This window comes from Candidatus Villigracilis saccharophilus, assembly GCF_016711665.1.
This window is the reverse complement of the sequence record NZ_JADJSO010000039.1, coordinates 1-26,446: the sequence shown is the minus strand read 5'-3', so window position 1 is coordinate 26,446 and position 26,446 is coordinate 1. Positions and strand designations below refer to the sequence as shown.

Genomic DNA, 26,446 nt, shown 5'->3' with positions numbered 1-26,446 from the left:
TTTCTTTCATCGGGGATGAATTTTTGCAAAATATTTTTCCTTAAAGGCGGACAAATTCTCATTGTGGTTGACCAGCTTTAATGTCGGATACAAATCGAGGGTCGGTTGTCAGAACATTGATCTGGAGCGTAATACCTCTGGCTGATCGCACGGTTTGGGCTGTTTAACGAGGTTTTCGTAATAAAAGATTTTTGACGGGCATGCTTCCTTCGACGGTCCTGTTTGTTCTTGTTCTCAATTATACGGCGGCTGAATACGATCTTGTGGCTTCACCTTGCTTTACTTTATTGTTCCTGTTCGGGTTGACCAGTGCCAAAAATTTACAAGTCCGCTGGAATACCTCATACCGATTATGAAGAAAGCACAAGTTTCGATACGTTGGTTTGGGTTGGCGTGCTTACACTGGGATTGGTAACCTCTTTTATTACTTCTTTTCCATCAAGATATCCTGCGATTGATCTTCGTGAAAAAACGCTGGATCGAACGAATTAAGGGCTGAGCATGGGGCTTGAACATGTAAAAAAATAATGCCACCCCAGTTGGGTTGGAAAAGGACTGCCTGTTCTTTGTTGAGCGCTGGTTGCGAATTATCTACACAACTCGATGACTATTTCCACAGGGCTGCACCATGCCACAAAACGCCCGCCCGACGATTCCCCGTCATTATTGGCGCACACGGCCTTATTCCATTTACAGAGATTCAGGTTGGACAAATCCCTCCATATTGACCCAGGATATTCCTGCCGACCGGGTCTTGGTCGAAGCGCTCAAGCCCTGATGATCATATCCATCAGACAAGTGACTTTCCAAAAGCGCAGAAAATGATAGATTGTATTGGACGGGCAGACTTGTCAACGTGGATGTTCCGTATAAAGCCGCTTGGACTTACGGGTCGTCGCTCGCTTAAGGCGATCTGTTACCGCGCTCGCCTCTGTCGAGTCGGCCGCAGCTCAGTCCATTCCTGAAAAATATCTTGTTGCGCGCTGGAATTTGCGTGAATCCTCCGATTGATGTATCCTGACTGGGTACGGGATCAGTTTTAGCGCTGCCTGATTCGATGCGAGGGAGTGTTTAGCGTTGGCGCGCGGTCATTACTCGCCTCGAGCCAGATCCATACGACAGTGCTTGCCATCCGAAATTGTTGCGCGAATTTCCTATACGTTGGATGTTTCCACTCCGCCCGTGGGCCCGCGATGTGACGATTATTTTTCTCTTTGATCTCAAACGGGAGCTATTTGGCAGATTACTATGCCGCCTCGATGATTGCGCTGCGCGCGCCATGAACACCCGCGCGTTTGGTTAATCGGTTATGCAAATGGTTCTTATGATCTCGAGCGCGCCCAATGTAACTCGTTGCTGAAAATTGTGCGCACTCATGGATTTGAGATCTATTTTGCCAGTATCGGCTGGGTTGAGGTTTGAACCTCCGCCCGGCCAAGATGAGATATTGTGAAGAAATAAATACCACAACGGCATCAGCGCGGGAACCATTGGTATTGAAACCTGATTTTATGCAAAGATCTATGCATTTCTTGGAGGGTGCTCTAAAATACGTGGCTTTTCTTCCCCTTGATTTTTCCTGTCTTTGTTATGGATTGGATTTGACTCATTGTATCTTGTTCAAGTGATCCCTTACGAACGATCCAAATAGTATATGAACATCTGCGCCGCCTTGCGACAATTACAGGATCTGCTTCAAAAGATCAGACAGCTCATTCATTTGCCTCAGCCTTGTTCAAGTCTGTCTCTCGTCGCGGCTTCATCTCGATTTCGAAAATGGTTTATGCTGTCTCAGCATGAGATCGATCAATTAACGAGATTTATTCGCGCAGCTTATTTGCACCTTTACCATTAACTCGCGTAGAGGCGCATGGCGCGGTTCATATATGGTCGCGTTTGCGGTGGAGATTGATGCTGGCAAATGTATTGGGGATTATTTATAAGATAAGTAAGTTTCGAAAATGACCGCCTTATTTCATCTGAGCGCGCTTACTTTCTGCGGTAATATATGTGATATAGGCATAAATCGGAATCGTAAGACTTGATATTTGCTCAAATACCTTTTAAGAGAAGGATTTTATGACCACCATTCTCATTGCTGGTATCCTCGGCGGAGTATAACCATGTCCACAGAACTTTCACACGAAGAGATTTTGCGCTATTCACGTCATCTGCTCATTCCAGAGGTCGGACTGGAGGGACAGAAAAAGCTCAAGGCTGCGTCTGCGCTGATCGTTGGCACCGGCGGATTTGGCTCGCCGGTTGCCTTGTATCTAGCGGCGGCTGGCATTGGCCGCATCGGTCTGGTCGATTTCGATGTGGTTGATTCGAGTAACCTGCAGCGCCAGGTCATTCACGGCACAGCGACCATTGGCCAGCTTAAGGTTGAGAGCGCGCGGGCACGTTTGCGTGATCTGAATCCTGATATTCAAATCGATGTTTATAATGAGCCGTTCACATCTGAAAATGCGATGCGGATCGCGGCTCAGTTTGACATCCTGATCGATGGTACTGATAATTTTGCGACCCGTTACCTGACAAATGATGTCTGCGTTTTTCTCGGCAAGCCGAATGTCTATGGCTCCATTTTCCGATTCGATGGGCAGGCCAGTGTTTTGATGCGCGCAGCGGTCCATGCTATCGTTGTCTCTTTCCCCGAACCGCCTCCGCCGGGCTTGTCCCATCCTGTGCGGAGGGCGGCGTGCTGGAAGTTTTGCCCGGTACCATTGGAACGATCCAGGCCACCGAGGCGCTCAAGATTTTGTTGGGGATCGGTTCACCGCTCACTGGAAAACTATTGCTCTATAACGCGCTGGATATGTCCTTTGATTTCGTGACACTAAAAAGGATCCAAAGTGCCGTGTCTGTGGACCCAACGCGGATATTAAAGAATTGATCGACTATGAAGAATTTTGCGGCGTGCCGGGGCGCGGCCACGATGAAGGTTCGGCAGGCGCAGGCTGGGACATTGACGCGCCGGAACTTGCCGATCTGCTTGCCCGACCCAATGCGCCAATTTTGTTGGATGTGCGCGAACCGCACGAGTTGGAAAATTTCAAGCTGAATAATGCGCTCAACATTCCGCTTGGCAGTCTCGCGGCTCATCTCTCAGAACTGGATAGCGCGAGAGCTGGTTGTCTTTGCAAAGGGTGGAACCCGCTCAATCCGCGCGCTTGAATTGCTGGTGAGCGCTGGATTTAAAAAAGTGAAAAACCTGCGCGGCGGGATCAATGCCTGGGCAAGGTCGGTGGATACGGATCTGCCGATCTATTAAGAGAAGACCTGCTTTTCCTGGATGTTACACAAACCAATAAGCCTCTTTCTTTTTGAAAGAGACTTATTGGTTCATATATCTTGGGATATTTTTTAGATACCGAAACTTCCCCGCCTGGAAAATTCTTTGGCTGGCTCTGTTATGCCAGGGACACTCCGATCAACCTCCCGATGCCGTAGGTTAATGCGGCCGCGATCAACCCGACCAGTACTTGTCTTGTTCCTGAAAATAAAATGCCGCGTCATCAACGTAATGGCTGCGCCAATGATGAAGAGACCGATGCCGCTGATGGCCATGCTCATGTAGATGGCAAAACTCCCGCTCAAAGAAGAATGGAAAGATGGGGAAGACAGCGCCGACGGCAAATAAGAAGAACGATGTGAATGCGGCTTCATAAGCCGAGCCGCCCAATTCTTCCGGGTCGATGCCAAGTTCTTCGCGCGCAAGCGTATCCAAAATGCTGTCTTTGTCAGCCATCATGTGCGCGGCCAGTTCACGCGCGCGGTCTTCGGGCAAGCCCTTGGATTGATAGATCAACGCAAGTTCTTCCTGTTCTTCTTCGGGACTATTGGCGATCTCTTCCGCTTCGATCTTGATCTGATTCTCGTATAACTCGCGCGAGCTTTGCACCGAGCCACTCTCCCAAAAGCCATTGACCCTGCTCCGGCCAGCAGACCAGCCATCCCTGCGATCAAGACCGCGCCGTTGTCGTTGGTCGCGCCTGCTACGCCCATCACCAGACTTAATATAGAGACCAATCCATCGTTGGCTCCCAGCACAGCCGCACGCAAGGCATTGCCTCCGCCGCCGCGATGACGTCCTTCCATTGTGCGACGCTGCCACCGGGGCAATCCGCCCGAAGCATTGGAAGCCATGGATAACATACGCGCGTGAGATTTTTCATCGCGTGAAAATTCATGCGCTTCTGACTCTGGCTGACCGTCGTAGGCGTTGCTGTCCGCTTTTTCATTGCCAGCGATGGTCGGAAGAACGAATTGCAGGCCGAAGCGTTTTGCGAGCCAGATCAGGATCCGCGCGCGTTGGCTGGGTCTTCGTGCGGGAAATTTAACATCCAATGCGCTTAGTTTTTTCTCCCACCCGGCCGCGTGTTTTTCTTCGCTGGCTGCGAGTTTCTTGTAGACTTGCGCCATTTGCGGCTGCTTTTCTGATTCTGCCAGCGCGAGATATAAAGCCGCCCCGTCAATTTCCTTCTGCCTGTTGGTTAAATATCTTTCCGCATCTTTTTTATTTGACATGTGACACAGGTCAACGGCTTCGATGGTTTCTGTCAACGTGCCGATCTGATTCACTTTCACGAGCAAGGCATTCGCGGCTTTTTCCTTGATACCCTTGCGGACTCGTTCCGGGTTTGTGACGAGCAGATCATCGCCGACGATCTGGAGTTTGTCGCCCAGTTTTTCCGTCATCAGGCTCCAGGAAGCCCAGTCATTTTGAGCGAGACCATCTTCGATCGAAACGATAGGATAGTCCTTGACCCACTTGGCCCAGAACTCAACCATCTCTTCGCCGGTCAGCTGACGTCCTTCCTTGCGCAGGTTATATTTTTTGGTCTTCTCATCATACAGTTCGGAGGCGGCGGGATCGAGCGCGATGGCGACATCCTTGCCGCGGCCCGCTTTGAAGCCAGCCTTCTTGATCGCTTCGAGGATCAGTTCAACAGCTTCGTTGTTGGCTTTGAGCGCGGGGGCAAATCCGCCTTCGTCACCAACGAGTGTGCCGTAGCCTTTTTCCTTCAAAACGGATTTGAGCGCATGGTAAATTTCCGCACCCCAGCGGACACCTTCCGAAAAGGATGGGGCGCCGAAAGGCATGACCATGAATTCCTGCATGTCGGTACTCTGCCAGTTCGTGTGCGCGCCGCCGTTCATGATGTTCATCATCGGGACGGGCAGGACATGGGCATACGCCGCCGCCAAGATAACGATAGAGGGGCATTCAAATGAATTTGCCGCAGCCTTGGCAACCGCGAGGCTGACGCCCAGGATCGCATTCGCGCCGAGCTTCGATTTATTCTTGGTGCCGTCCAGGGTGAGCAGTTCGGCGTCAATATCCTTCTGCTCGGATGCGTCCCAGCCGAAGAGTGAGTCTGAGATGATCCCGTTCACATTGGCAACGGCTTTTGCAACGCCCTTGCCGAGATAGCGTTTCTTGTCGCCGTCACGCATTTCCGGGGCTTCATGAATGCCGTGGATGCGCCTGAGGGAACCGCGGCGCGTCCCCAGGCGCCGTCCATTAGTCATATTGATTTGTAATGATTATTGTTTTGGGAAAAGCGCCTTAACAATGACAATGTTACTCAACAAGTATAATCGCATTTTATTCGGGAATTGTGAACTGTTCGTAAACAGGTGAGTTTGAACACTGCTGTATAATCATGAATATTTCAAGCTGGGAGTGCTAAACCAAAATGTCTCGCGAAAACGAAGATACGAATAAACATACGGCAGACGACAGAAGCATTATCATCAACGGTGATATGAATAATTCGAATATCATTATTGGCGATAATTCAAGCTTGACTACATCACTGCCTGTCCGTAAAAGCGAAGGATCAGCGGAGAGTCTGCCGCAAACCGTTGCCGCGAACGAATTGATGGGAGCCAAACTGATCCCGTTCCTTTGTTACGCCAAGGAAAATTCCAGCGGCGTGCGTGAGTTTCGTGAGCGCTTGCGGACTGAGACCTGGGTGGATCCGTGGTTTGATGAAGAGGATATCCTGCCCGGGCAAATGTGGGAAGGCAGTGTGACGGAAGCCGTGCACAACTCTCACGCGGTGATCGTCTTTTTATCATCGATCGCGATTCGGACGGAGGGCTTTTTTCACAAGGAGTTGAAACTCGCCTTGGATGCCGCTGCCGAGAAACCAGACGGCACGATCTTCATCATCCCCATTCGGCTGGATGTTTGCGAAGTGCCGGAGCGTTTACAGCCCTACCAGTATGTGGATTATTTTGGCGACGACGCGCATAAGGATCGCGTATATTCCAGTTTGATCAAGGCGCTAAAAGTCCGCGCCGAAAATTTGGGGATAAAGATGTAATATGGCTGAAAGTCGTAAGCTGCGTGTTCCAAACCTCGGAGGTCTTCAAGACCTCCGAGGTTTTTCTTTCTACTTCCCCGCCCGTTCCTTCGCAGCCTTTAACAATCCCACGAACAAGGGATGCGGTTTCATTGGGCGCGATAAGAATTCAGGGTGGAATTGACTCGCGACCATGTAGGGATGATCCGCCAGTTCAACGATCTCGACCAATCTGCCGTCTGGTGATACACCCGAGAAGACCATGCCGTGCTTTTCGAATTCGGCGCGGTAGGAGTTGTTAAACTCAAAGCGGTGACGATGCCGCTCGTCCACTTGAGAGAGTGCGTAGGCGTCCGCAGCCTTCGTCCCCTGTTGGAGCAGGCACGGGTACAGTCCGAGGCGCATGGTCCCGCCCATGTCGGTGATCGAACGCTGGTCGATCATCAGGTCAATCACAGGGTGTTCCGTGCCCCGGTCGAATTCTGATGAATTCGCCTCTTCAAGATCAAGCACGTGACGGGCAAAGTCAATGCACATGACCTGCATCCCCAAACACAAACCAAGATAGGGAACTTTATTCTCGCGCGCGTAGCGAGCCGCTAAAATTTTACCTTCGATGCCGCGCGAGCCAAAACCGCCAGGCACAAGCACGGCGTCCGCTTCTTTGACAACTTCCCAGCCTTTATCTTTTTCCAGATCCGCGGAATGTACCCAACTGATCTCAACTTCAACTTCATTCGCGAGCGCGGCATGTTTGAGCGCTTCACGCACGGACATATACGCATCCTGTAATTCAACATATTTGCCAACCAGTGCAACCTTGACCGAAGGCTTCGGCTTGCGCACATCCGCCACGAGCTTTTCCCAGGGCTTCATATTTGGCTGGCGTTTTGCCTGCAAGCCAAGTTTGGTCAGCACCAGTTCGCCGACGCCCATTTTCTCTAGGAGCAGGGGAACTTCGTAAAGTACATCCGCGGTTTTCATTGGGATGACAGAATCTTTTTCCACATCGCAGAAGAGCGCGATCTTCTCGCACAGATTTTTTTCCACATCCTGGTCTGCACGCGCGATGATGATGTTGGGAGAGATGCCGATCGAGCGCAGCGCCGCCACCGAATGCTGGGTTGGTTTTGTTTTAATTTCACCCGTCGCGCCGATGGTGGGCAGCCAGGTGACATGCACGAACAGGCAGTTCTCGCGTCCCACTTCATTGCGGAGCTGGCGCAAGGCTTCCAGAAAAGGCTGTGACTCAATATCCCCGACCGTCCCGCCGACTTCAAGAATGACGATCTCTGCGCCCGTCTCTTTGGATACCAGACCGATGCGGCGTTTGATCTCGTTGGTGATGTGCGGAATGACTTGAATGGTACCGCCCAGATAATCTCCGCGGCGTTCCTTGGCGATGGTCTCGGCGTACACCTGTCCCGTGGTGAAATTGCTGACTCGGGTCAGGCGGTTGTCAATGAACCGTTCATAATGACCGAGGTCAAGATCGGTTTCTGCGCCGTCATCCAGCACGTACACTTCGCCGTGTTGATAGGGTGACATCGTGCCTGGATCAACATTGATGTATGGGTCCAGCTTTTGTACCGCCACGCTGAATCCGCGTTCCTTGAGGAGCAGTCCCATCGCGGCGGCGGTCACGCCTTTGCCAACCGATGAAACCACTCCGCCTGTGAAAAATAAATATTTTGTTGTCATAAGTCATCTCCTAATAAGTTGCTCAGACCTGACAGGTTTTATGCGGCTTAAGTTGTCGGTGAGTCTGATACATCAAAGTTGAATTTAATCCCTTATAGTTTTGCGGAAACCTGTCAGGTCTCTTTTGTTACAAAGAGAATGGGGAGGGCGTTTAAGCCCTCCCCATTTGGGGTTGTCAGTTTTTCAGGGTCGAAAATTTCCTTTTGTTCATCCTACCAGCTTCAATAAGTCTTCAGCGGCGCGGCGCATTTCGAGGAAGATCATGCCGAGCTTGGCTTCTTTGCGCGCCATGGCGGTCAACACGGCTTCTTCACCGATGGCCGTCAGCACAATAAAACCATTATCGCCCTTGATATAAACCTGTTCAAGGACTCCGCGTCCCAATTCACCGGAGATTCGCTCGCCAAGGCTGAGCATGGCCGCAGACATTGCTGAAACGCGGTCTTCTTCCACGCCCTGCTGCAACGCAGACGCCATGATCAAACCGTCCACAGAGACGATGGCAGAGGCTTCAATGTCTGGGGCAGACGCCTGCATATTGCGAAGGCGTTCCACCATTTGGTCAGAGCGGGATTTTGTCATAAAGCGGTCTCCTGAGGTTCGATCAACTGTCTGAGTTTACCAGAAAAATTATTATTCGAGAATTGCATGCTCGTTTTCATGAAAACGATTTGCGATTTGACCCTGCCCCTCCTTCATGTTAAACTTACCGATTGTCATGTTCCATTATTTGCTTGCTTTTTCCCTGATTTTATTCGCTCAAACGGCGGAACCTTCGATCCTTACACCTCAAACAGGGCAGACTTTGCGCGGACAGGTGCAGATCACGGGAAATTTGGATGTGGACAATTTTTCATCCGCCGAATTGGCATTTGCCTACAGCGCTTCGAACCCAGCGGATAACTTTGCCTGGTTCGCCATTCAGACATTTTCCCAGCCCGCGAAGGATTCCGCCATTGCCGTGTGGGATACCACTTTGCTGACAGACGGCGACTACACCTTGAGATTGCGAGTCAATTTTCTGGACGGCACTTTGCGGGACATTCTCGTTTCAGACCTGAAAATTCGTAATGATGTGCCGCTCCCGACCGAAACTCACACCGCCACGGCAACATTGACACTGACCCCTGATATATTGATCCCAACGTCAACGCCAACGCGTTTACCTGAAGTGACTACACCGATATTCCCTTCGCCGATTCCCTTGCCGACCAATCCCGCCTCATTGACCGTACCCGCGCTTTATTCAACTTTTGGGCGCGGCGCCTTGATCGCGTTCGTCCTGTTCGTGCTCTTTTCCTTGTTACTTCGTTTACGCAGGAATTAATATTCATGACTGATACTTTTCTCCTTGTCGGCTTTGGCAACCCTGGCCGCGAATACAAAGACACCCGCCATAACATCGGCTTCATGTTCATTGACCGTGTTGCAGTGGCCTTGAATGCGCGCGGAATGAAATTGCAATCCAAAGCGATCGTCATGTCCGCGCTGTATGAAGAGCGCAAGGTCATCCTCGCCAAACCGCAGACGTATATGAATCTTTCGGGTCAATCGGTGCAGGGACTCTTGCACTTTTATAAATTGCCGCCTGAAAATCTGCTCGTCGCGCACGATGACCTTGACCTGCCCTTCGGCACGCTTCGCATCCGCCCCGCGGGCGGTCCTGGTGGACAGCGCGGGATGGCATCCACCATTGAACAGCTTGGGACAAAAGAATTTCCGCGCTTGCGTTTGGGTATTGGCCGCCCGCCGGGCAGGATGGATCCTAAGGATTATGTTTTGCAGGAATTCTCCAGGGACGATCTCAAACTCCTGCCTGAGATCTTGGACCGCGCTGCAGAAGCCGCGCTTGAGTTTGTGATCAAGGGGCTGAATGCCGCAATGAATAAATATAACGGTAATTTAACAAATCCATAAAAGGCAGTAAATGTATAAACTTCAAAACTTTAGCTGGCAGAGATTATTGATTGTTACGATATTAACTTCGTTTTTATATATATTCATGGAGTGGCTGTTTTTTGTAACGAAGCCGTCCTTTATGAGTGGAACAACGGTTATCTCAACCCTAAACGTTTTCTTTGTCACAAGTGGGATATTGGTATTCTTTAGTTTTATTCTGGTCAATGTTTTTTTTCTTTTGGGTGTTTCTCTCGCGCGCGTGAAAATCGTCGCTGACATTATGCTTTATCTTGCCGCGTCAGTTCCGTCCACGCTTATGGCTATTTTGGCATTGATCCTGCTGGATAATTTTACCTACACGGTGTTTAAATTTGGTGTTGTTACATTGCCTGATTTTTTAAGGGGTGTATATGCATTGGGATTTGTTTTTTTGATCTTCTATTTTGTCGGATGGTCGCTTCGCTTTATATGTGACAGCAATTTGAAGACCCATAAGCAATTGCTGATTACAACCGTCATCTTATCTTTTTTTTCATTCCTTTGTGCTCTGGGTCAGTTTCAATCGCCACCACAGTTGGAAACTGGTTCTGCCAAGACTGCCATGCTTCCAAATATTTTGGTCATTGGCAGTGATGGGATCAACGCTGCTAATATGTCTCTCTATGGCTATGAGCGCGAAACGACCCCCAATCTTCAAAAGTTATCTCCTGAATTTCTTGTTGCAGAAAATGCTTTTACCAATGGTGATTTCACAAAAGTTTCAACTATTTCTATCCTTACAGGCAAACTTTCATCCCAAACGAACGTTATTTCTTCCAGTAATATTTTATTGGGTTTAGATGCCTATCAGCATTTACCTGGCATTCTTCGCGGATTGGGTTATTACAATGTTCAGTTTGGTGTGCCCCAACACGCTGATGCATTTGCGGCGAATTTGCAATATGGATTTGATGTTGTAAATGGGCGCTCATACAATAAAAACCCTGTTTTTCAGGCGGCTCGGAAAATGGGGCTTGGCGAAGCTTCTTATTTCTTTTCCGTCATCTTTGAGCGTGCTTCCACCCGAATTCTCCACATCTTTTATATTCAGAAGATGATAAACCCCATGGATGTAGTTACCATGCCTGATGAACATGCCGGAGTAAGCGATCAGGAAAAAATTTCCCAGCTGATCGATCTTGTAAAAAATACTCAATCCCCAGTTTTTGTTCATGCTCATTTAATGGGTACACATGGACCGCTCTTTAATCCGGTGCATCGCGTATTCTCCTTGAATAAAGAGCAAAGTGAAGGGTGGATGGGTGATTTTTATGATGACACAATTCTTGATTTTGACGGCTATATACAGGAAATAGTGGATGGTCTTTCACGGGTTGGGGAGCTTGATAATACAGTTTTGGTGATTTATACGGATCACAATATGAAGTATCGAACCGACTTGAAAATACCTCTTATGATTAGGTTCCCAAATGGTGAGTTCGCTGGACGTGTTTCCAATAATACACAAAACATTGATATTGCCCCTGTTCTTCTTGATTATCTTGGAGTTGAAAAACCTGGCTGGATGAGCGGGGAATCCTTTCTAAGAAGTAACCCGCCCCAAGATCGTCTTATTATGAGCGGAGATGGTGTGAAGACAATAAGGATTATTCAGTGTAATAGATTATATAAAGTGTTTATTGATAATAGAATTTGGTTCACCGGAGAGATAGCTGCTCATACGCATCCATGCGCTCATCTTGATATTACAAGCAAGGCGGATCTCCCTGATGATATAAAAAATATTTTGGCAGAAACTGGTGTGGACCTTAGAGAGCGCCCCGATAATAATGATTTTTATTCGAGCTATATTGTCACCCGCAGACAGATTTCACCCCTTTTATTGTTCAAGAAGTATGGAGCAAATTATGTCCCGCCCACCGCTGAGGATATTTTTTCGGATGTGGCAATGTCTGATCCTGATATTGACTTTATCGAACAAATATATCGCGAAGGCATCATTGACAGTTGCTCTGCCTTTCCGCTTTCCTTTTGCCCGGATCAAGCCATTACTTCAGAGGAGTTAGCTGTAATTATTCTAAAGACACTGGAAGGCGGCGATTATAAACCGCCGTCAGCCAAAGGTGTTTTTATTGATGTGCCGGTAGACTCTCCCTTTGCCCCCTGGATCGAAGAACTATATGCCCGCCATATTGTGGATGGATGCAGAGTCGATGTAATTGCTTTTTGCCCGTCAGAGAAGTTGTATGGTGAACACTTGGGTCTCTTTATAAATAGAGTTTTTCCCCAACCATAGTCGATCATTAAACTTCACCGATGTGGCAATGAATAAATTCAACTGAATGGACGATTCGTAAATCGAAAGATAACATGCATTCTCTTTTAGAAAACATCCACGCGTTACACCAATATCAGCAGCTGCTGGTCCAAGCCAGGGCGGGCAAAGCCATTGCCGGGCTTGGCTTGCCGCGTTCTGCGCGCCTGCCAATTCTTGCAGCTCTGCATGGTGATCTGTATCTCCCCATTGTGCTCATCACGGACCGCGCCGACCATGCCATGTCATTATTTGACGAGCTTGGTTTTTGGGTGGATTCGCCGCGCTATTTGTTTGCGGAACCAAATCCGCTTTTTTACGAAGAAGCAGCCTGGGGAATCTCAACCCGCCGTGACCGCCTGCAGGTATTGACCGCGCTGTCCGCGTATCATTTGCCGTTCGCGAAGAAACCTGCAGTGCCGCCGATCATTGTCACCTCTGTGCGTTCGTTGATGACACGCACATTGCCGCGGCGGGATTTTCTCAAAGCCTGTAAAAAACTGACACTCAACCAGACCATCCAACCCGATGGATTGATCCGTGAGTGGGCGAGGATCGGCTACCAGCGAGTCAACACGGTCCTGGAGCAGGGTCAATTCTCACATCGCGGCGGTCTCTTGGATGTATGGCCCGCGACCGAGCCCAATCCCGTGCGCCTTGATTTCTTTGGTGACGAAATAGAAACCATCCGCCAATTTGACCCTGCCACACAGCGCACAGTTGAAAAACTTGAATCCATTCTTGTCACGCCCGCGCGTGAATTTTTAGCGGATACATTCGATGCGCAGATCCAACTTTCTGAATTCCATATTCCGCTGCTGCATTCAACGCCGTCCTCGCTGCTGGATTATCTGCCTTCAAAAGCCTTGATGCTTGTGGATGATCTTAGTCTCGTCGAGGCGATGGCAAATGAGGTCGAGGAGCAGTCGGTCAAACTTCGGCAGGAGAGTATTACCGAAGGCACGCTTTCTGCAAATTTCCCGATCCCATATTTGCCGTGGTCTGAACTGCATGATAACCTGAGCGGTTTTTCTTCCGTTGAGTTGGGGCATCCAACCATCGCGCAGGCCGATGATCATTTTGATCTGGCTTCCCAGTTTGGTCATGATGAAAGATTTGGCGGCAGGCTCAAACCCTTTATTGATTATCTCGTTCCGCTCCTGGAAAATGGGAAACAGGTCTTTATTGTCTCGCGTCAGTTTTCTCGCTTGCGTGAGTTGTGGCTTGAGCATTATCCCGATACGAATTTTGAAAACTTGAAATTTGTCGAAGCCTCTCTTTCGGAAGGCTTTACACTCAATACCACTCCCGCTGCTACACATCTGATCACTGATTCGGAAGTCTTTGGTTGGGAGCGCCCGCAGTCGCGGACTCGTCAGCGCCCCACAGCGGATACGCCTGAATCGCTCTACGCGGATTTGCTGGTCGGCGATTATGTCGTCCACATTGATCACGGCATCGGACGGTTTGCGGGTCTGACTCAGCGGCTGTTGGACGGTCACGAGCGTGAGTATCTTGCTGTTGAATACAGCAACTCTGACACGCTTTTCGTCCCAGTCCATCAAGCGGACCGTCTCACGCGTTATGTCGGCGCGGATGGCGGCAAACCTTCGCTCGATCATCTCGGCGGGACGGTGTGGAACGAAACCAAGAACCGCGTCAAAGAAGCGGTTCAGCAGGTCGCTGTAGAATTATTGGATCTCTATGCGCGCCGTCAGGTCGTGGAAGGTTTTTCATTTGCGCCAGATACGCAATGGCAAAAAGAATTAGAAGACAGTTTTCCGTATGTCGAAACTGACGACCAAAAGCGCGCCATCACAGATATCAAACGCGATATGGAACGCGCCCGTCCGATGGATCGCTTGTTGTGCGGGGATGTGGGCTATGGGAAAACAGAGGTCGCGTTACGCGCTGCATTCAAAGCTGTGATGAGCGGCAAACAGGCGGCAATCCTGGTTCCGACCACAGTTCTGGCGCAGCAGCACTATGAGACATTCTCGCAAAGACTTGCGGCATTTCCCGTCAAAGTGGAAATGCTGTCACGCTTCCGCACGCCGCGTGAACAAACTGAGATTTTATACAAACTCGCGCTCGGTGAAATTGACATCATCATCGGCACACATCGTTTGATGTCCGCGGATGTGGAATTTAAGGATCTCGGTCTGGTCGTCATTGACGAGGAACAGCGTTTTGGCGTGACGCACAAGGAACATCTCAAGAAACTCCGCACCGAAGTGGATGTGCTTACTTTAACTGCGACGCCCATTCCGCGCACTTTGTATATGGCTCTGACAGGTGTGCGTGATATATCCAATTTGAATACGCCCCCTGAAGAACGCTTGCCGATCGTCACACATGTCGGTCCGTATTCACCGAAGTTGGTGCGTCAATCCATTTTGCGCGAGTTGGAACGCGGCGGGCAGATCTTCTTTGTCCACAACCGTGTCAATACCATCGACGCAATGAAGGCGCATCTCAACAAACTTGTGCCTGAGGCGCGCGTGGATATCGGTCACGGACAAATGCATGAGACACAGCTCGCCAGTGTCATGCACCGCTTCAACATGGGCGAGATCGATATTTTGCTTTGCACCACGATCATTGAATCTGGTCTGGACATTCCCAATGCCAACACGTTGATCATCGACCGTGCGGATACGTTCGGGCTGGCTCAGCTTTATCAATTGCGCGGGCGTGTGGGACGCGGTGCGATGCGCGCGTACGCGTATTTCTTCCGCCATAATAAAATGACCCCGACCCAGGACGGTCAGCAAAGACTCGAGGTCATTGCCGAGAACACCCAGCTTGGCGCGGGTTATTCGATCGCGATGCGCGACCTTGAGATCCGCGGCGCGGGCGATCTGCTTGGCACCCGTCAGCACGGATTTATTCAATCGGTTGGCTTTCATCTTTATACAAGAATTTTGGCTGATGCGGTTCGAAGACTTCGCCGACTCGCGGGCGATCAATTGAAGATGGATACCGCTCAAATGGAGAGCGCGTTCACGAGCTTTAGCCTGCCGATCTCGATGCCAGTCAATGTGGATCTGCCTCTCGCGGTTGGAATCCCAAGCGAATATATTTCAGATCAAGACCTGCGCTTGCGCCTGTATCGCCGCATCGCAGACCTGCGTGACGAAACCGAGCTCGATGCGCTCGGCTCTGAATTCCGCGACAGGTTTGGTCAACTGCCGGAGATGACCCAGAATCTGCTGTATCAGATGCGGGTGAAACTGCGCGCCGAAAAAGCAGGCTTGTCTGCGGTAAGCCAGGAATCGTCAGGGCAGATTCTCTTGAAGTACGCCGCGCCAGTTGACGGGTCAGAACCGCTGCGCCTGCCTGACCTGGGAAATGGCGTAAGAGGTGGAAAATCTGCTTATTGGGTGACCGTCGCTAAAGAGGAAGTTTGGACGGTAAAATTATTGGATGTGTTGGATCGGTTGGATAAATAATTTTCGGGTAAAATAGAACACACGTTCCGCTAATCCCTACATATCCATTTCCTCATAAAAAACTATGGACTTCAAACTTAACGCTCCTTTTATCCCCATGGGCGATCAGCCCGACGCCATCCGCGACCTCGTGCAGGGAGTCCGTGATGGCAAAAAGAATCAGGTTTTGCTTGGTGCCACAGGCACTGGCAAGACATTTACGATCGCATCCGTCATTCAGGAATTGCAGAAGCCAGCCTTGATCATGGCGCATAATAAGACCCTGGCCGCGCAGTTGTATGCGGAATTCAAGGAGTTCTTCCCTGAGAACGCGGTTTCGTATTTTGTCTCATACTATGATTATTATCAGCCTGAAGCATATGTTCCGCGCCGTGACCTGTTTATCGAAAAGGAAACCGACATCAACGAAGAGATCGAGCGATTGCGACTTGCCGCAACAGCTTCATTGATTTCCCGCCGTGATGTGATCATTGTCGCTTCGGTTTCATGCATTTATGGGCTTGGTTCGCCGGAAGAATTCGGCAAAGGGACAGTGACCCTTAAGGTGGGGGAGATCTATCGCCGCAACGCCTTGCTGCGACAGTTGATCGAGAGTCAATATCAACGCAATGATATGGAATTGAAATCAGGTACATTCCGCGTGCGTGGCGATACGCTGGAGATCATCCCTGCGTATGAAGATAAGCGCGGATATCGGATCACATTTTTCGGCGATGAAGTCGAACGCATTATGCAATATAGCCCCGTCAGCGGTGAGATATTCGATGAGCCGAACGAAGTGTCAATTTTCCCAGCCAAGCAATTCCTGACCGATGCCGACCGTTTGAAAGAGTCGATCACTCACATTGAAGAGGAACTGGAAGAGCGGCTGAAATATTACAAGGATAATGGCAAGTTTCTTGAGGCCCAGCGCATTGAGCAGCGTACGCGCTATGACCTGGAAATGCTGAAGGAAGTTGGCTATTGTTCCGGCATTGAAAATTACTCGCGTCAACTCGATGGCCGCGCGCCCGGCTCGCATCCGTGGACAATGATCGACTTTTTGCCGAGCGACTATCTGCTCGTGATTGATGAGAGTCACATGACCGTGCCGCAGATCCGCGGGATGTATAACGGCGACCGCGCGCGCAAGGAAACGTTGGTCGAGTACGGCTTCCGTTTGCCCTCCGCCATGGACAATCGTCCGCTTAAGTTTGAAGAATTTGAAGAGGTGATGGGTTCGACGATATTTACGTCCGCGACACCGTCGCATTATGAAATGGAGCATGCGGATCAGGTTGTTGAGCAGATTATCCGCCCGACGGGCTTGGTGGACCCCGAGGTGGATGTGCGTCCCACCAAAGGGCAGGTGGATGATTTGGTCGGAGAGATCAGCAAACGGGTCGAAAGACGCGAGCGCACTCTGGTCACGACTCTCACGAAGCGTATGTCAGAAGACCTGACCACGTATCTGAAGGAGCTGGGAATCAAAGTCCAGTATCTTCACTCGGAAGTGGAAACGCTGGAGCGCATAGCCATCTTGAGGGACTTGCGTTTGGGGACGTATGATGTGCTGGTGGGAATCAACCTTCTACGCGAAGGCTTGGATTTGCCCGAGGTCTCTTTGGTCGCAATTTTGGATGCGGACAAGGAAGGCTTTTTGCGTTCTGATACCGCGCTAATCCAGACAATCGGGCGTGCCGCGCGGAATGTGAACGGGCGCGTGATCATGTACGCCGACCGCGTGACCGATTCGATGAAGCGCGCGCTGGATGAAACGAATCGCCGCCGCGCCAAGCAGGTCAAATATAACGAAGATAACCACATCATGCCGATCAGTATTCACAAGGAAATTCATGAGCTGACCGAAATGATGAGTGCCAAGGCGATCGGTGAGGCCAAGGGACAATATACAACGGCCGCGGACGGCCTGCCGCGCGGCGAATTGCGTAAGATCGTGGATGAAGTGGAAAAGCAAATGAAGGAAGCCGCAAAGAACCTTGAGTTTGAAAGAGCAGCCGCGCTGCGCGATGAGTTGTACGATCTAAAGAACCTGCTGGCTGAAGACGAAAGTCTTAAGCCGTGGGAACGAATTAAGTTATTGACAGGTGAGGAGTAATCCATGGAAACCGATCCCGCTTCGCTTGACCCCGAAGAGCGTTCCAATAAATTTTATGCGCTGGCTTCCGCCGGTTTGGGAATCCTTAGTCTGTGCGGCGGGATTATTTCGCCAGCCTTCGGTTCGATCCTTGCCATTCTGGGAATCGTGCTGGGTATTTTTGGAAGAAGGTCCGAGAATAAAAGAAGCGCAACCGTGGGGATTTCGCTTTCCATCATCGGGTTATTGACGGCGATCATCTTTTCCCTGCTGTTGTATTTCGCAAAATATTAGGACGGACGGTAATTGGAAAACGCCGTTCTGGCGGGTCTCGATAAAGACCCTTCAGGGCGGTTTTTTGTTAATAGAGTGACAATCGGGGTGCTGTGATTTGCTATAGATCTTATTCGTCTTGTTCGTCTTCACCTGGTTGGATATCATCAAATGGCTTGAGCAATTCAAGGGCCTGTTCCAAATTTTCCTTTGGAACGAATATCTGCACACGGGCAAACGGCACGGCGTAGGCTGTGTGTGAGATCGATTCCTCCACGAGTTCCACGTCAATTCCTTCGGCCTCCAGGAAGCTTTCAATGATCTCAGCTTCCGCGCGGCTGTTCGCATCACCGATTTTTTCGTACTTCATCTCGTCCATTTTGTATGTTCTCCTATCTATAGTATAGGCCTATTTGCTGCATTTCTTTCCCCAATCTTGTCTTTTTCTTCACAGAACCTTTACAATGCGGAAGTATCCTTTGTGAGTAATAAGGAATAAATCTGAAACATCACTCAAAAGGAGTAAATGAAATGAAAAAGACAATTTTGATCGCAGCATTGGTAGTAGTGGCTCTTGGTGTACTTGGTGTCGGCGCGGTTTTCGCACAGGATCAGACCCCTCCGTTCGTTGGGCACGGCCCGATGATGCAGAACGGTACGAGCGGACCGATCCACACCTTTATGGTGACTGAGTTCGCGAAGAAGTTCAGCCTGAATGTGGACGATGTCAACACGCGGCTGACAGCTGGTGAGACCATGTACGACATTGCCCTTTCTGCCGGCGTGACCGCGGAAGAATTCCCCGCCCTTATGACCGAAGTCCGCGCGAATGCAGTGGATGCGGCTGTGAAAGCCAATGTCCTCACGCAGGAACAGGCCGACTGGATGAAGTCCCGTGGCGGCGGCATGATGAGCGGAGCGAATGGTGCTGGATATGACGGTGATTGCCCGATGCAGGACGGCGATACTCAACAGAACGGTCAAGGCTTCCGCGGCGGACCCGGTGGAAGGATGGGAAATGGCCAGGCTCGCGGTGGCGGGATGATGGGCGGCTGGGGTGCTCAGCAGACCAATCCGTAAGATTATCAGTGAAGTAAATAAAAAAAACTGACGACCACAAAGGTCGCCAGTTTTTTTATAGGAGATGCTACTTTGGCTTAGCATAATATTTTCGAATTTATATTTTTACCAACTTTCCCTTCTTCAAACCTTCCAACGTTCCAACTCCCGCCGCGAACATTGTGACCTCGATCTGCCTCATCGTTAACTTCATCATCTCAACTACATTCTCATTCGAGATCGCGGCGGCTTTGAGGAATGGTCCCGCCATGCCGCCGAGGGTCGCGCCGAGGGCGATACATTTGGCGATGTCGAGTCCGTCTTTGAGACCGCCGCTGGCGAATACCGTCATTTCGGGAACGGCTTTCCTGACATTTAAAATTGACTCGGCGGTGGGGATGCCCCAGCCGACAAATGTCCCCGCCAGTTGACGGGTGAATTCGTCAGGGGCGCGGTGCATTTCAACCTGCGACCAGCTTGTTCCGCCCGCGCCTGCCACGTCAATGGCGGATACTCCGCAATCGACGAGAAGTTTTGCTGTCCGCTCAGAGATGCCCCAGCCGACTTCTTTTGCAATGACTGGCACTTCTAACTTCTTACAGACTTCTTCGATCTTTTTTGCGAGGCCTGAAAAATTCACATCACCAGCGTCCTGCACAGCTTCCTGTACAGGATTGAGGTGCAGGATGAGCGCGTCCGCTTCGATCATGTCCACAGCGCGGCGGCATTGATCAATGCCGTAGCCGTAATTAAGTTGCACTGCGCCGAGATTGGCGAATAATAAAATATCAGGCGCAACTTTCCGCACTTGAAAAGTTTCGGCCTGCTCGGGGTGTTCGATCGCAGCACGCTGACTCCCAACTCCCATGGCGATGCCGCATTCCTGGGCTGCTTCAGCGAGGCGCATGTTAATTGTTTTTGCGGCATCCGTCCCGCCGGTCATGGAACTGATCAGGATGGGGGAATTTAATTTTTTCCCAAACAGGCTGAGGGTCGTATCGATGCATTCCAGATCGAGTTCTGGCAATGCTTCATGATTGAATCGATATTTTTCGAGTCCGCTGGACAACGCAGAGCGGACATCCTGTTCTAAGTTTATTTTAATGTGGTCAGCTTTTCGCTGGTCTATCGGCGCAACTTTTGTCATAAGGTAGTGTTCCTGAGTGTGAAGTCCTACGCTGGCTTGACACGGTTTATATAAGACCGATTACAATAAGCCAATCATAAATTTTAACTGGAGGTTGTCATGACAGATACATATACTGAACTTGTAAAGATCGTGAAGGATTTAACGGGCAAAGATGAGGCCAAGATCACACCCGAAGCCCGCTTCAAAGAGGACCTTGAGGCTGATTCGCTCGACCTTGTTGAGTTGATCATGGCTTTTGAAGATAAGTTCGGCGCCGAGATCTCTGACGAAGCCGCTCAAAAGATCACAACCGTTGGCGAAGCCGTCGCGTACATCGACTCGCACAAAAGCTAATCACGATTGAATTGATTATAACTGTAGAGCCGCCTGTAAGGGCGGCTCTATGTGTTTCTGATTAAATTTATCGTAGTAGGGGCGCAGCATGCTGCGCCCCTACTACGATTATGTTATTACAACAAAGTAGGAATTTCTTCCGGGTGTTTGGCAACCTTCACGCCCGCGGCTTCAAGCGCTCGGATCTTATCTGCGGCCGTGCCTGCTCCGCCTTCGATGATCGCGCCGGCATGTCCCATACGTTTGCCGGGAGGAGCGGTCTGACCAGCGATGAAGGCTGCGACAGGTTTGGTCATCTTTTCCGCGATGTATTGAGCGGCTTTTTCTTCTTCATTGCCGCCGATCTCGCCGATCATGATGACCTTCTCGGTCTTGGGATCATGTTCGAACATTTCAAGCACGTCGAGGAAGTTGGTGCCGTTGACCGGGTCGCCGCCGATACCGACGCAGGTGGTCGCGCCCATGCCGAGGTTCTTCATCGCATACAACACTTCATAGGTGAGTGTACCGGAACGCGAAACCACGCCCACGTTGCCTGAAATGGCAATGTCGCCGGGGATGATGCCGACCTTGGCTTCACCGGGGGTCAACAGACCCGGGCAGTTCGGCCCGATCAGGCGTACTTTCTTCTGGTCTAAGTAATTACGCACGCGCATCATATCCTGCACCGCCACACCTTCGGTGATGCAGATGATAAGTGGAACGCCTGCATCCGCGGCTTCGAACATCGCGTCGGGCGCAAAACGGGCGGGGACAAAGATGATGGTCGCGTTCGCGTCGGTGGCTTCTCTGGCGGTCTTGACCGAGTCGAAGACTGGCAATTTCCCGTCCAGTACCCATTCGCCGCCTTTACCAGGGGTTACGCCGCCGACAACGTTCGTGCCATAAGCGACCATTTGGGTGGTGTGGAATAAGCCTTCGTTGCCTGTAATACCTTGCACTATCAGGCGTGTGTTTTTATCTACTAGGATGCTCATGGAATTAATTCCCTTGTCTCGCGGCTTCAACAGCTTTCTTGGCCGCATCTGCCAATGTTTCGGCGGTGATCATATTCGCGTTTTGCAGCAGTCTGCGTCCCTCTTCGGCATTCGTGCCGACCAGACGTACCACCATCGGAACTTTCGGTTTCACTTCATCCATGGCGGTCAGGATGCCGCGTGCGACTTCGTCGCAGCGGGTAATGCCGCCGAAGATGTTGAACAATACGGCCTTTACATTTTGATCGGACAGGATGATGCGCATGGCCGCCGCTACTTTTTCTGCGGGGGCGCCGCCGCCCACATCGAGGAAGTTGGCTGGTTCGCCGCCGAATAGTTTGATCACGTCCATACTGGTCATGGCCAGACCTGCGCCGTTAACCATGCATCCAATGTTGCCATCCAGTTTGATGAAGGACAGGCCGTACTTGCGCGCTTCGATCTCGGCTGGCGCATCTTCGTCCGTGTCGCGCATCTCGTTCAATTCGGGATGGCGGAAGAGGGCGCTGTCGTCGATCATCATCTTGCCATCCAGCGCGACCAGTTTCTTGTCTTTTGTAATGACCAGCGGATTGATCTCGGCCAGGCTCGCGTCTGTGGCTTTGTAGACTTCCCATAAGCCCATGGCGATCTTGACGAAATCCTTCCAGTAGTCACGCGGGAGATCCATTGCCACCGCCACATCACGCGCCTGGTATTCGCGCAGACCGAGCAACGGGTCAATATGACTCTTGATGATCTTCTCCGGTGTCTTCGCGGCGACTTCTTCAATATCAATGCCGCCCGCGGCGGATGCGATCATGACCGGCTTGCGGGCTGCGCGGTCGGTGGTGATCGCAAAGTAGATCTCCTGGTCAATGGCGGAGGCTTCGTCTACAAGCACTTTACGCACCGGTAGACCTTTGATCTCCATGCCCAGGATCTGAGTGGCCAGTTGTTCTGCTTCGGCGGCGTCTTTGGCGAGTTTTACCCCGCCCGCCTTGCCGCGCCCGCCTACAAGAACCTGCGCCTTAATCACAACGCGGCCACCAAGCTCTTCAGCAACTTGTCTTGCTTCGTGAGCGGTAGCCGCAACCCTTCCCTTTGGAATCGGGATGCCGTACTTTGAAAAAATTGTTTTGGATTGGTATTCGTGGAGTTTCATTATGCTCCCTCGGAGGAATTTTTATATAGCGTGGCAATTATACCACCCAAAAAAACCTCCGAGTTCTAAAAACTAGGAGGTTTTTTCATACACTATGGAAGTGTAAATCTCATGACGCGGTTATATAAGCCGTCAGTGACCCATATTTTTCCATCAGGATCCGCCGCAATTCCAGAGGCAAGACCAAAGCTGGTGTTTGAATCCCCGAAGTCGCCCCAGGTGCGGATGAGTACGCCGTCGTTATCGAATTCCATCACGCGGTATCCATCTGGGTCTGTAATGAATACATGCAGGTTATCATCCACTGCAATGAACGGTTTGTTTTCCAACGACTGCCCGAACCAGCCGTACACATCCCACTGCTTGCCGGGAACAAATGACAAGCCGCTCTCAGATTCGATCGGGATGAAAGTTTGGATGCGCTGATTCCATGTGTCAGCCACATAGACAGTTCCTTCTTTATCAACGGCGATCCCCACCGGTTCGTCGAATTGACCGGGATCAAAGCCTGCGCTGCCAAACTGGGTGATGAAGATCCCGTTCGCATCAAACACAACGATGCGCTTGTTCCCGGTATCCGAGACATAGATGCGCCCTTCGGCATCCACCGCCAGTCCGCGCGGACCGTAGAATGATTCGGGAGTTTCACCCTGCCCGAAAATCCCCCATTCCAAAATATATTTTCCGTTCGCGGTGAACTTTTGCACGCGATGATTCCATGTGTCGGTAACATACACGGAACCATCTGGACCGACCGCAATGCCCCATGGTTCGTTGAATGTTCCCTGCCCAACGGGTATGGATACTCCGTCAGCGAACGTGCCCCATTGACTTATGATATTTCCTTCGAGGTTAAGATGCAGAACGCGGTGATTGCGCGAGTCGGCGACATACACACTTCCATCTTTTGCAAAAGCGAGTGAGCGCGGCGCATTTAATGGGATTTGATTTTCCAGCGCGACGTTCAAGATAAGGTCTGCTGAAAGCGGAACATATTTGCCTTCGGTTGGATCCACTACATCCGCCACGGCTGCGGGCGCGACTCCATAGTTCCATATCTGTGACGCGACATCCTGACGAACGTAGAACCGCATTTTGTCGGCAGGATTCCAGGTTGTTAAGGTCAGGTCTGTTCGGCCTTTGGCTTGCGCGTACGCCGTGTAATCACGGTCAAACCAGATATCAATAAGTCCCGCGCGTATGGCTGGGTTGGTAAAGCCTTCACAGAACAGGGTGTAATCTTTTGACTTTCTTAATTTCAGGAAACTTAAGGCACCTTTGCAGGCATAATCTTCCGGGAAGGGTTGGGCCGCGTCGCGGTCATAGACAAGGGTGAAGTAGTCCTGCATCGGCCACCACATGCGGATGTAATCCATGCGGATATAACCCGGGCCGATGGCTGGCTCGATCTTGTCGAAATTCTTTTCATCCACGATGATGACCACTGAATCGCGCAGTGAGCGTGTTGGCTGGTCGAAGGAGCGTTGATTGGTGAAATCGCGCAGATACCAGACGAAGGGCCATGAGACGCCTGTGTCTGGCGCGCTGGCGTCGTACGCGAGGGCTACTCCCATGCCGCCTGTTGTGCGCTGGGAAATTTCCTCTGCTTGTTTGGTTACTTCTTTAATGCCGGTCGCGCCATGTGCATAGACAAGGAATTCGGTGGCTTGATCATAGGTGATATAAGAAGCGCGGAACGCGGCACGCGCAGTTAGCACGGCCAGCAGTGTAAATACTACAAGAATGAAAACATTTCTGATCTCACGCAGGGTCCATTCCCTAAATAAATAGGTGACTCCGGCCGCGCTTAAGATGGTCACGATCATCGGCAGTAGAAACGCGCTGGTTGCTTGCAGTTGCGCCAGATCTTTTCCCTGGAATGGGGGGGTGGGTCCGTTCAAGGCGAACAGCATGCCTGTCAAACTGATGACAAAAATCATTAACGCCGCAATGGTTAGCGGGACGTGCTGTTCTTTTAATTTCACCCAATCGGTTGTATCTATGATTCGTCCCAATGCCCAGCCTGTGATCAGGATCATGGGTAATGCCATGTGATAGGTCAACCAGGGCATTCTCTCGCCTGCGAAGGAGAATGCGGCAATGCTGATGAAACTCCACCACACAAGCAGACCGAAGGTATTCGGGAAATTCTTTTCTTCTGAAACTGCGTTATCTGTTTCTTCAACTATTTCAATTGTTGAATTTGGCTCAACCTCAAGCAGGGAAATGACTTCGTCTGTGTTGACAATGTCTTCCTCAATTATTGGCTCAGGTTTTGGTTTTCGCCTAAGTCCGACAAAAATTGCGAGGAACAAACCGAGCGCGGGTAAAAACTCATAGATGGGAATCTGCACCAGAATATAGTAATACCAGGGCTGGCTTCCGCGCGCCACATCTTGCTGCACGATCCAATAACCGAGCGAGCCGATCGTGCCTGTGAAGAAACCGTCGCTGTTGGTGAATACGGTCGTGTAGAGAATGGTGTAGGGGATCCAAAAGATCAGCGCGGTCTTCCAGAATTTTTCCCTGTTCCAGATCAGACCGACCACGATGGAGATGGCGAACATCAACAGCAGGAAACCGCCGATGACAAGAATTCCACGCACGTTGCCAGCCAATGCCTGTACTTCGGGCGCGCTGGTTGGGATGCTGACGTTCAGTGTTTTTTCCATCCACTTAATTGGGAAAGGGGAGAGCATCGGCAGGACGATCGTCCCCAACACCATCAGCATTTCAAACGATCGGTCGTTGCGGATGCGTTCCCATGTGTAGCCGCGGATGAGGAACACTGCCGCGAAAATGAGCGCGACGGCGGCTGCCAGGGCGAGGAGCATGATCGGAGCAACAGAATCAGTTTCAGATGGGGCAAGAAGCGATGCTGCCGCGTCGGGATTGCTTGGAATGGCGGTCGTGTTCGGATTGAGAGTCGCGGCGTCGCGTGTGTAAAGATAATATCCAGCCGCCGCGCCCGCAAGCAGGACTGTGACGCCCAGTGCAATGATAAAGGAGCGGTATTCTTTTTCCGCGTCTTTCCACGGGCGGCGGGTGACCTGCGCGATGAAGTAGACCGCAAGGAAGATCAGAGCTTCGGCTGTGTAAATAAAGGAAGTTTCTTTGGTCGTGTAGTGCAGGACAACCGCGCCTGCGAGCAGGTAGAGATATTTTTTACCGCCCACTTCCAGGTGGCGGAGCATGGCGTACAGCATCACAATGCCTGAAAAGCCGACAAATGATTCGTTGCGGACGTAGCGCCCGTAATACAACATATACGGAGAGATCACCAAGAGTAGACCCGCGATGAGCGCGCCCCATTTGCCCAGATAGCGGCGCCAGTACCAAACCATCACCACGGTGGCGATGCTGAACATAACAGCAGGAATTCGCGAGGTCAGATCGCTGACGCCGAACAGGAAGTAGGTCAGCGCCACGATGTGGAACTGGAACGGGCCGTGCATCATGGGCGAGTGTTCGTAGCCTTGTCCGCGATAGAGCAGCCAGGAGAAATAGGTATGCAGGCTTTCGTCGTGACTCATGACGCGCGCTTCAAGGTTGTAAAAGCGCGTGATGACCGCAAGCAGGATGACGCCGATGAAGATCACGATCTCATTTGTGACCGCTGGCAGGGATGGGTGGATGGGGCGTTCGAGCCAGTTTTGTTTTTGTTCCATTGAATTCACCATAATTTCGTAAAGTTTTAGTTACTATACTTTAGCAAAGTTTTTCTGACAAGAAATGATAGACGAAAAAGTTTAA

General features: G+C 50.8%; 17 protein-coding genes and 3 pseudogenes. 11 read left to right on the top strand and 9 right to left on the bottom strand.

Features of this window, described 5'->3' with window-relative positions:
* The first annotated feature begins 628 nt into the window (after window positions 1-628).
* Window positions 629-778: a hypothetical protein gene (locus tag IPL17_RS12960; protein ID WP_345307505.1), complete on the top strand. Its 150-nt coding sequence runs from the start codon at window positions 629-631 to the stop codon at window positions 776-778.
* A gap of 1,345 nt (window positions 779-2,123) precedes the next feature.
* A pseudogene (moeB, locus tag IPL17_RS12955) lies at window positions 2,124-3,274 on the top strand (molybdopterin-synthase adenylyltransferase MoeB).
* A gap of 195 nt (window positions 3,275-3,469) precedes the next feature.
* Here moeB and IPL17_RS12950 read toward each other — a convergent pair.
* Together IPL17_RS12950 and eno are read right to left on the bottom strand one after the other, a co-directional pair.
* Window positions 3,470-4,005 (bottom strand): annotated as a pseudogene (locus IPL17_RS12950) (VIT1/CCC1 transporter family protein); the annotation flags it as partial.
* A gap of 531 nt (window positions 4,006-4,536) precedes the next feature.
* Window positions 4,537-5,528: pseudogene (gene eno / locus IPL17_RS12945) on the bottom strand (phosphopyruvate hydratase); the annotation flags it as partial.
* Between the two features lie 174 nt (window positions 5,529-5,702).
* On the opposite strand from eno, the gene IPL17_RS12940 reads away from it, so the two are divergent.
* Window positions 5,703-6,335 carry a toll/interleukin-1 receptor domain-containing protein gene (locus IPL17_RS12940; protein ID WP_345307504.1) on the top strand — a complete coding sequence of 211 codons (633 nt, stop codon included), beginning with the start codon at window positions 5,703-5,705 and terminating at the stop codon, window positions 6,333-6,335.
* Between the two features lie 69 nt (window positions 6,336-6,404).
* On the opposite strand, the gene IPL17_RS12935 is transcribed toward IPL17_RS12940, so the two are convergent.
* The gene (locus IPL17_RS12935; RefSeq protein WP_345307503.1) at window positions 6,405-8,015 is read right to left on the bottom strand and encodes a CTP synthase; all 1,611 of its coding nucleotides are present in this window, start codon (window positions 8,013-8,015) and stop codon (window positions 6,405-6,407) included.
* Window positions 8,016-8,222: 207 nt separating this feature from the next.
* Window positions 8,223-8,597: a roadblock/LC7 domain-containing protein gene (locus IPL17_RS12930; RefSeq protein WP_345307502.1), complete on the bottom strand. Its 375-nt coding sequence runs from the start codon at window positions 8,595-8,597 to the stop codon at window positions 8,223-8,225.
* 115 nt (window positions 8,598-8,712) lie between these two features.
* Between IPL17_RS12930 and IPL17_RS12925 the strand changes: the two genes are divergently transcribed.
* The 6 genes from IPL17_RS12925 (at window position 8,713) to IPL17_RS12900 (ending at window position 18,051) form a co-directional block, all read left to right on the top strand.
* Window positions 8,713-9,342, top strand: coding sequence for a hypothetical protein (locus tag IPL17_RS12925; RefSeq protein WP_345307501.1), 630 nt, complete (start codon window positions 8,713-8,715; stop codon window positions 9,340-9,342).
* A 5-nt stretch (window positions 9,343-9,347) separates the two neighbouring features.
* Window positions 9,348-9,932: an aminoacyl-tRNA hydrolase gene (gene pth, locus IPL17_RS12920; protein WP_345307500.1), complete on the top strand. Its 585-nt coding sequence runs from the start codon at window positions 9,348-9,350 to the stop codon at window positions 9,930-9,932.
* Between the two features lie 10 nt (window positions 9,933-9,942).
* Entirely contained in the window at window positions 9,943-12,210 is a 2,268-nt protein-coding gene (locus tag IPL17_RS12915) for a sulfatase-like hydrolase/transferase (protein WP_345307499.1), read from the top strand.
* Window positions 12,211-12,284: 74 nt separating this feature from the next.
* Window positions 12,285-15,680, top strand: coding sequence for a transcription-repair coupling factor (gene mfd, locus IPL17_RS12910; RefSeq protein WP_345307498.1), 3,396 nt, complete (start codon window positions 12,285-12,287; stop codon window positions 15,678-15,680).
* A gap of 64 nt (window positions 15,681-15,744) precedes the next feature.
* On the top strand, window positions 15,745-17,778 hold the full coding sequence (gene uvrB / locus IPL17_RS12905) for an excinuclease ABC subunit UvrB (RefSeq protein WP_345307497.1): 2,034 nt from the start codon (window positions 15,745-15,747) through the stop codon (window positions 17,776-17,778).
* A 3-nt stretch (window positions 17,779-17,781) separates the two neighbouring features.
* Complete coding sequence (locus tag IPL17_RS12900) at window positions 17,782-18,051, top strand: DUF4190 domain-containing protein (protein WP_345307496.1); 270 nt, start codon at window positions 17,782-17,784, stop codon at window positions 18,049-18,051.
* 109 nt (window positions 18,052-18,160) lie between these two features.
* Here IPL17_RS12900 and IPL17_RS12895 read toward each other — a convergent pair whose 3' ends face one another.
* A complete protein-coding gene (locus IPL17_RS12895) occupies window positions 18,161-18,409 on the bottom strand; it encodes a DUF2007 domain-containing protein (RefSeq protein WP_345307495.1) in 249 nt (82 codons plus the stop codon).
* Window positions 18,410-18,561: 152 nt separating this feature from the next.
* On the opposite strand from IPL17_RS12895, the gene IPL17_RS12890 reads away from it, so the two are divergent.
* Window positions 18,562-19,110, top strand: coding sequence for a hypothetical protein (locus IPL17_RS12890; protein WP_345307494.1), 549 nt, complete (start codon window positions 18,562-18,564; stop codon window positions 19,108-19,110).
* 97 nt (window positions 19,111-19,207) lie between these two features.
* On the opposite strand, the gene fni is transcribed toward IPL17_RS12890, so the two are convergent.
* Window positions 19,208-20,236, bottom strand: a complete 1,029-nt coding sequence (gene fni, locus IPL17_RS12885) for a type 2 isopentenyl-diphosphate Delta-isomerase (protein ID WP_345307493.1) — start codon at window positions 20,234-20,236, stop codon at window positions 19,208-19,210.
* 99 nt (window positions 20,237-20,335) lie between these two features.
* Here fni and acpP point away from each other — a divergent pair, with 99 nt between their 5' ends.
* Complete coding sequence (acpP, locus tag IPL17_RS12880; RefSeq protein ID WP_345307492.1) at window positions 20,336-20,572, top strand: acyl carrier protein; 237 nt, start codon at window positions 20,336-20,338, stop codon at window positions 20,570-20,572.
* A 116-nt stretch (window positions 20,573-20,688) separates the two neighbouring features.
* On the opposite strand, the gene sucD is transcribed toward acpP, so the two are convergent.
* The 3 genes from sucD to IPL17_RS12865 all read right to left on the bottom strand — a co-directional run bounded on the left by sucD (window position 20,689) and on the right by IPL17_RS12865 (window position 26,361).
* Complete coding sequence (gene sucD, locus IPL17_RS12875) at window positions 20,689-21,549, bottom strand: succinate--CoA ligase subunit alpha (protein ID WP_345307491.1); 861 nt, start codon at window positions 21,547-21,549, stop codon at window positions 20,689-20,691.
* Between the two features lie 4 nt (window positions 21,550-21,553).
* On the bottom strand, window positions 21,554-22,693 hold the full coding sequence (sucC, locus tag IPL17_RS12870) for an ADP-forming succinate--CoA ligase subunit beta (RefSeq protein WP_345307490.1): 1,140 nt from the start codon (window positions 22,691-22,693) through the stop codon (window positions 21,554-21,556).
* Between the two features lie 92 nt (window positions 22,694-22,785).
* Window positions 22,786-26,361, bottom strand: coding sequence for a flippase activity-associated protein Agl23 (locus IPL17_RS12865; RefSeq protein ID WP_345307489.1), 3,576 nt, complete (start codon window positions 26,359-26,361; stop codon window positions 22,786-22,788).
* Between the last annotated feature and the right edge of the window lie 85 nt (window positions 26,362-26,446).

What these genes read in the sequence shown, in the direction of transcription:
- sucD (WP_345307491.1), bottom strand. Translation starts at nt 21,549, where the DNA reads ATGAGCATCCTAGTAGATAAAAACACACGCCTGATAGTGCAAGGTATT.
- sucC (WP_345307490.1), bottom strand. Translation starts at nt 22,693, where the DNA reads ATGAAACTCCACGAATACCAATCCAAAACAATTTTTTCAAAGTACGGC.
- mfd (WP_345307498.1), top strand. Translation starts at nt 12,285, where the DNA reads ATGCATTCTCTTTTAGAAAACATCCACGCGTTACACCAATATCAGCAG.
- uvrB (WP_345307497.1), top strand. Translation starts at nt 15,745, where the DNA reads ATGGACTTCAAACTTAACGCTCCTTTTATCCCCATGGGCGATCAGCCC.
- acpP (WP_345307492.1), top strand. Translation starts at nt 20,336, where the DNA reads ATGACAGATACATATACTGAACTTGTAAAGATCGTGAAGGATTTAACG.
- IPL17_RS12890 (WP_345307494.1), top strand. Translation starts at nt 18,562, where the DNA reads ATGAAAAAGACAATTTTGATCGCAGCATTGGTAGTAGTGGCTCTTGGT.
- IPL17_RS12930 (WP_345307502.1), bottom strand. Translation starts at nt 8,597, where the DNA reads ATGACAAAATCCCGCTCTGACCAAATGGTGGAACGCCTTCGCAATATG.
- pth (WP_345307500.1), top strand. Translation starts at nt 9,348, where the DNA reads ATGACTGATACTTTTCTCCTTGTCGGCTTTGGCAACCCTGGCCGCGAA.
- fni (WP_345307493.1), bottom strand. Translation starts at nt 20,236, where the DNA reads ATGACAAAAGTTGCGCCGATAGACCAGCGAAAAGCTGACCACATTAAA.
- IPL17_RS12865 (WP_345307489.1), bottom strand. Translation starts at nt 26,361, where the DNA reads ATGGAACAAAAACAAAACTGGCTCGAACGCCCCATCCACCCATCCCTG.
- IPL17_RS12900 (WP_345307496.1), top strand. Translation starts at nt 17,782, where the DNA reads ATGGAAACCGATCCCGCTTCGCTTGACCCCGAAGAGCGTTCCAATAAA.
- IPL17_RS12960 (WP_345307505.1), top strand. Translation starts at nt 629, where the DNA reads ATGCCACAAAACGCCCGCCCGACGATTCCCCGTCATTATTGGCGCACA.
- IPL17_RS12925 (WP_345307501.1), top strand. Translation starts at nt 8,713, where the DNA reads ATGTTAAACTTACCGATTGTCATGTTCCATTATTTGCTTGCTTTTTCC.
- IPL17_RS12915 (WP_345307499.1), top strand. Translation starts at nt 9,943, where the DNA reads ATGTATAAACTTCAAAACTTTAGCTGGCAGAGATTATTGATTGTTACG.
- IPL17_RS12940 (WP_345307504.1), top strand. Translation starts at nt 5,703, where the DNA reads ATGTCTCGCGAAAACGAAGATACGAATAAACATACGGCAGACGACAGA.
- IPL17_RS12935 (WP_345307503.1), bottom strand. Translation starts at nt 8,015, where the DNA reads ATGACAACAAAATATTTATTTTTCACAGGCGGAGTGGTTTCATCGGTT.
- IPL17_RS12895 (WP_345307495.1), bottom strand. Translation starts at nt 18,409, where the DNA reads ATGGACGAGATGAAGTACGAAAAAATCGGTGATGCGAACAGCCGCGCG.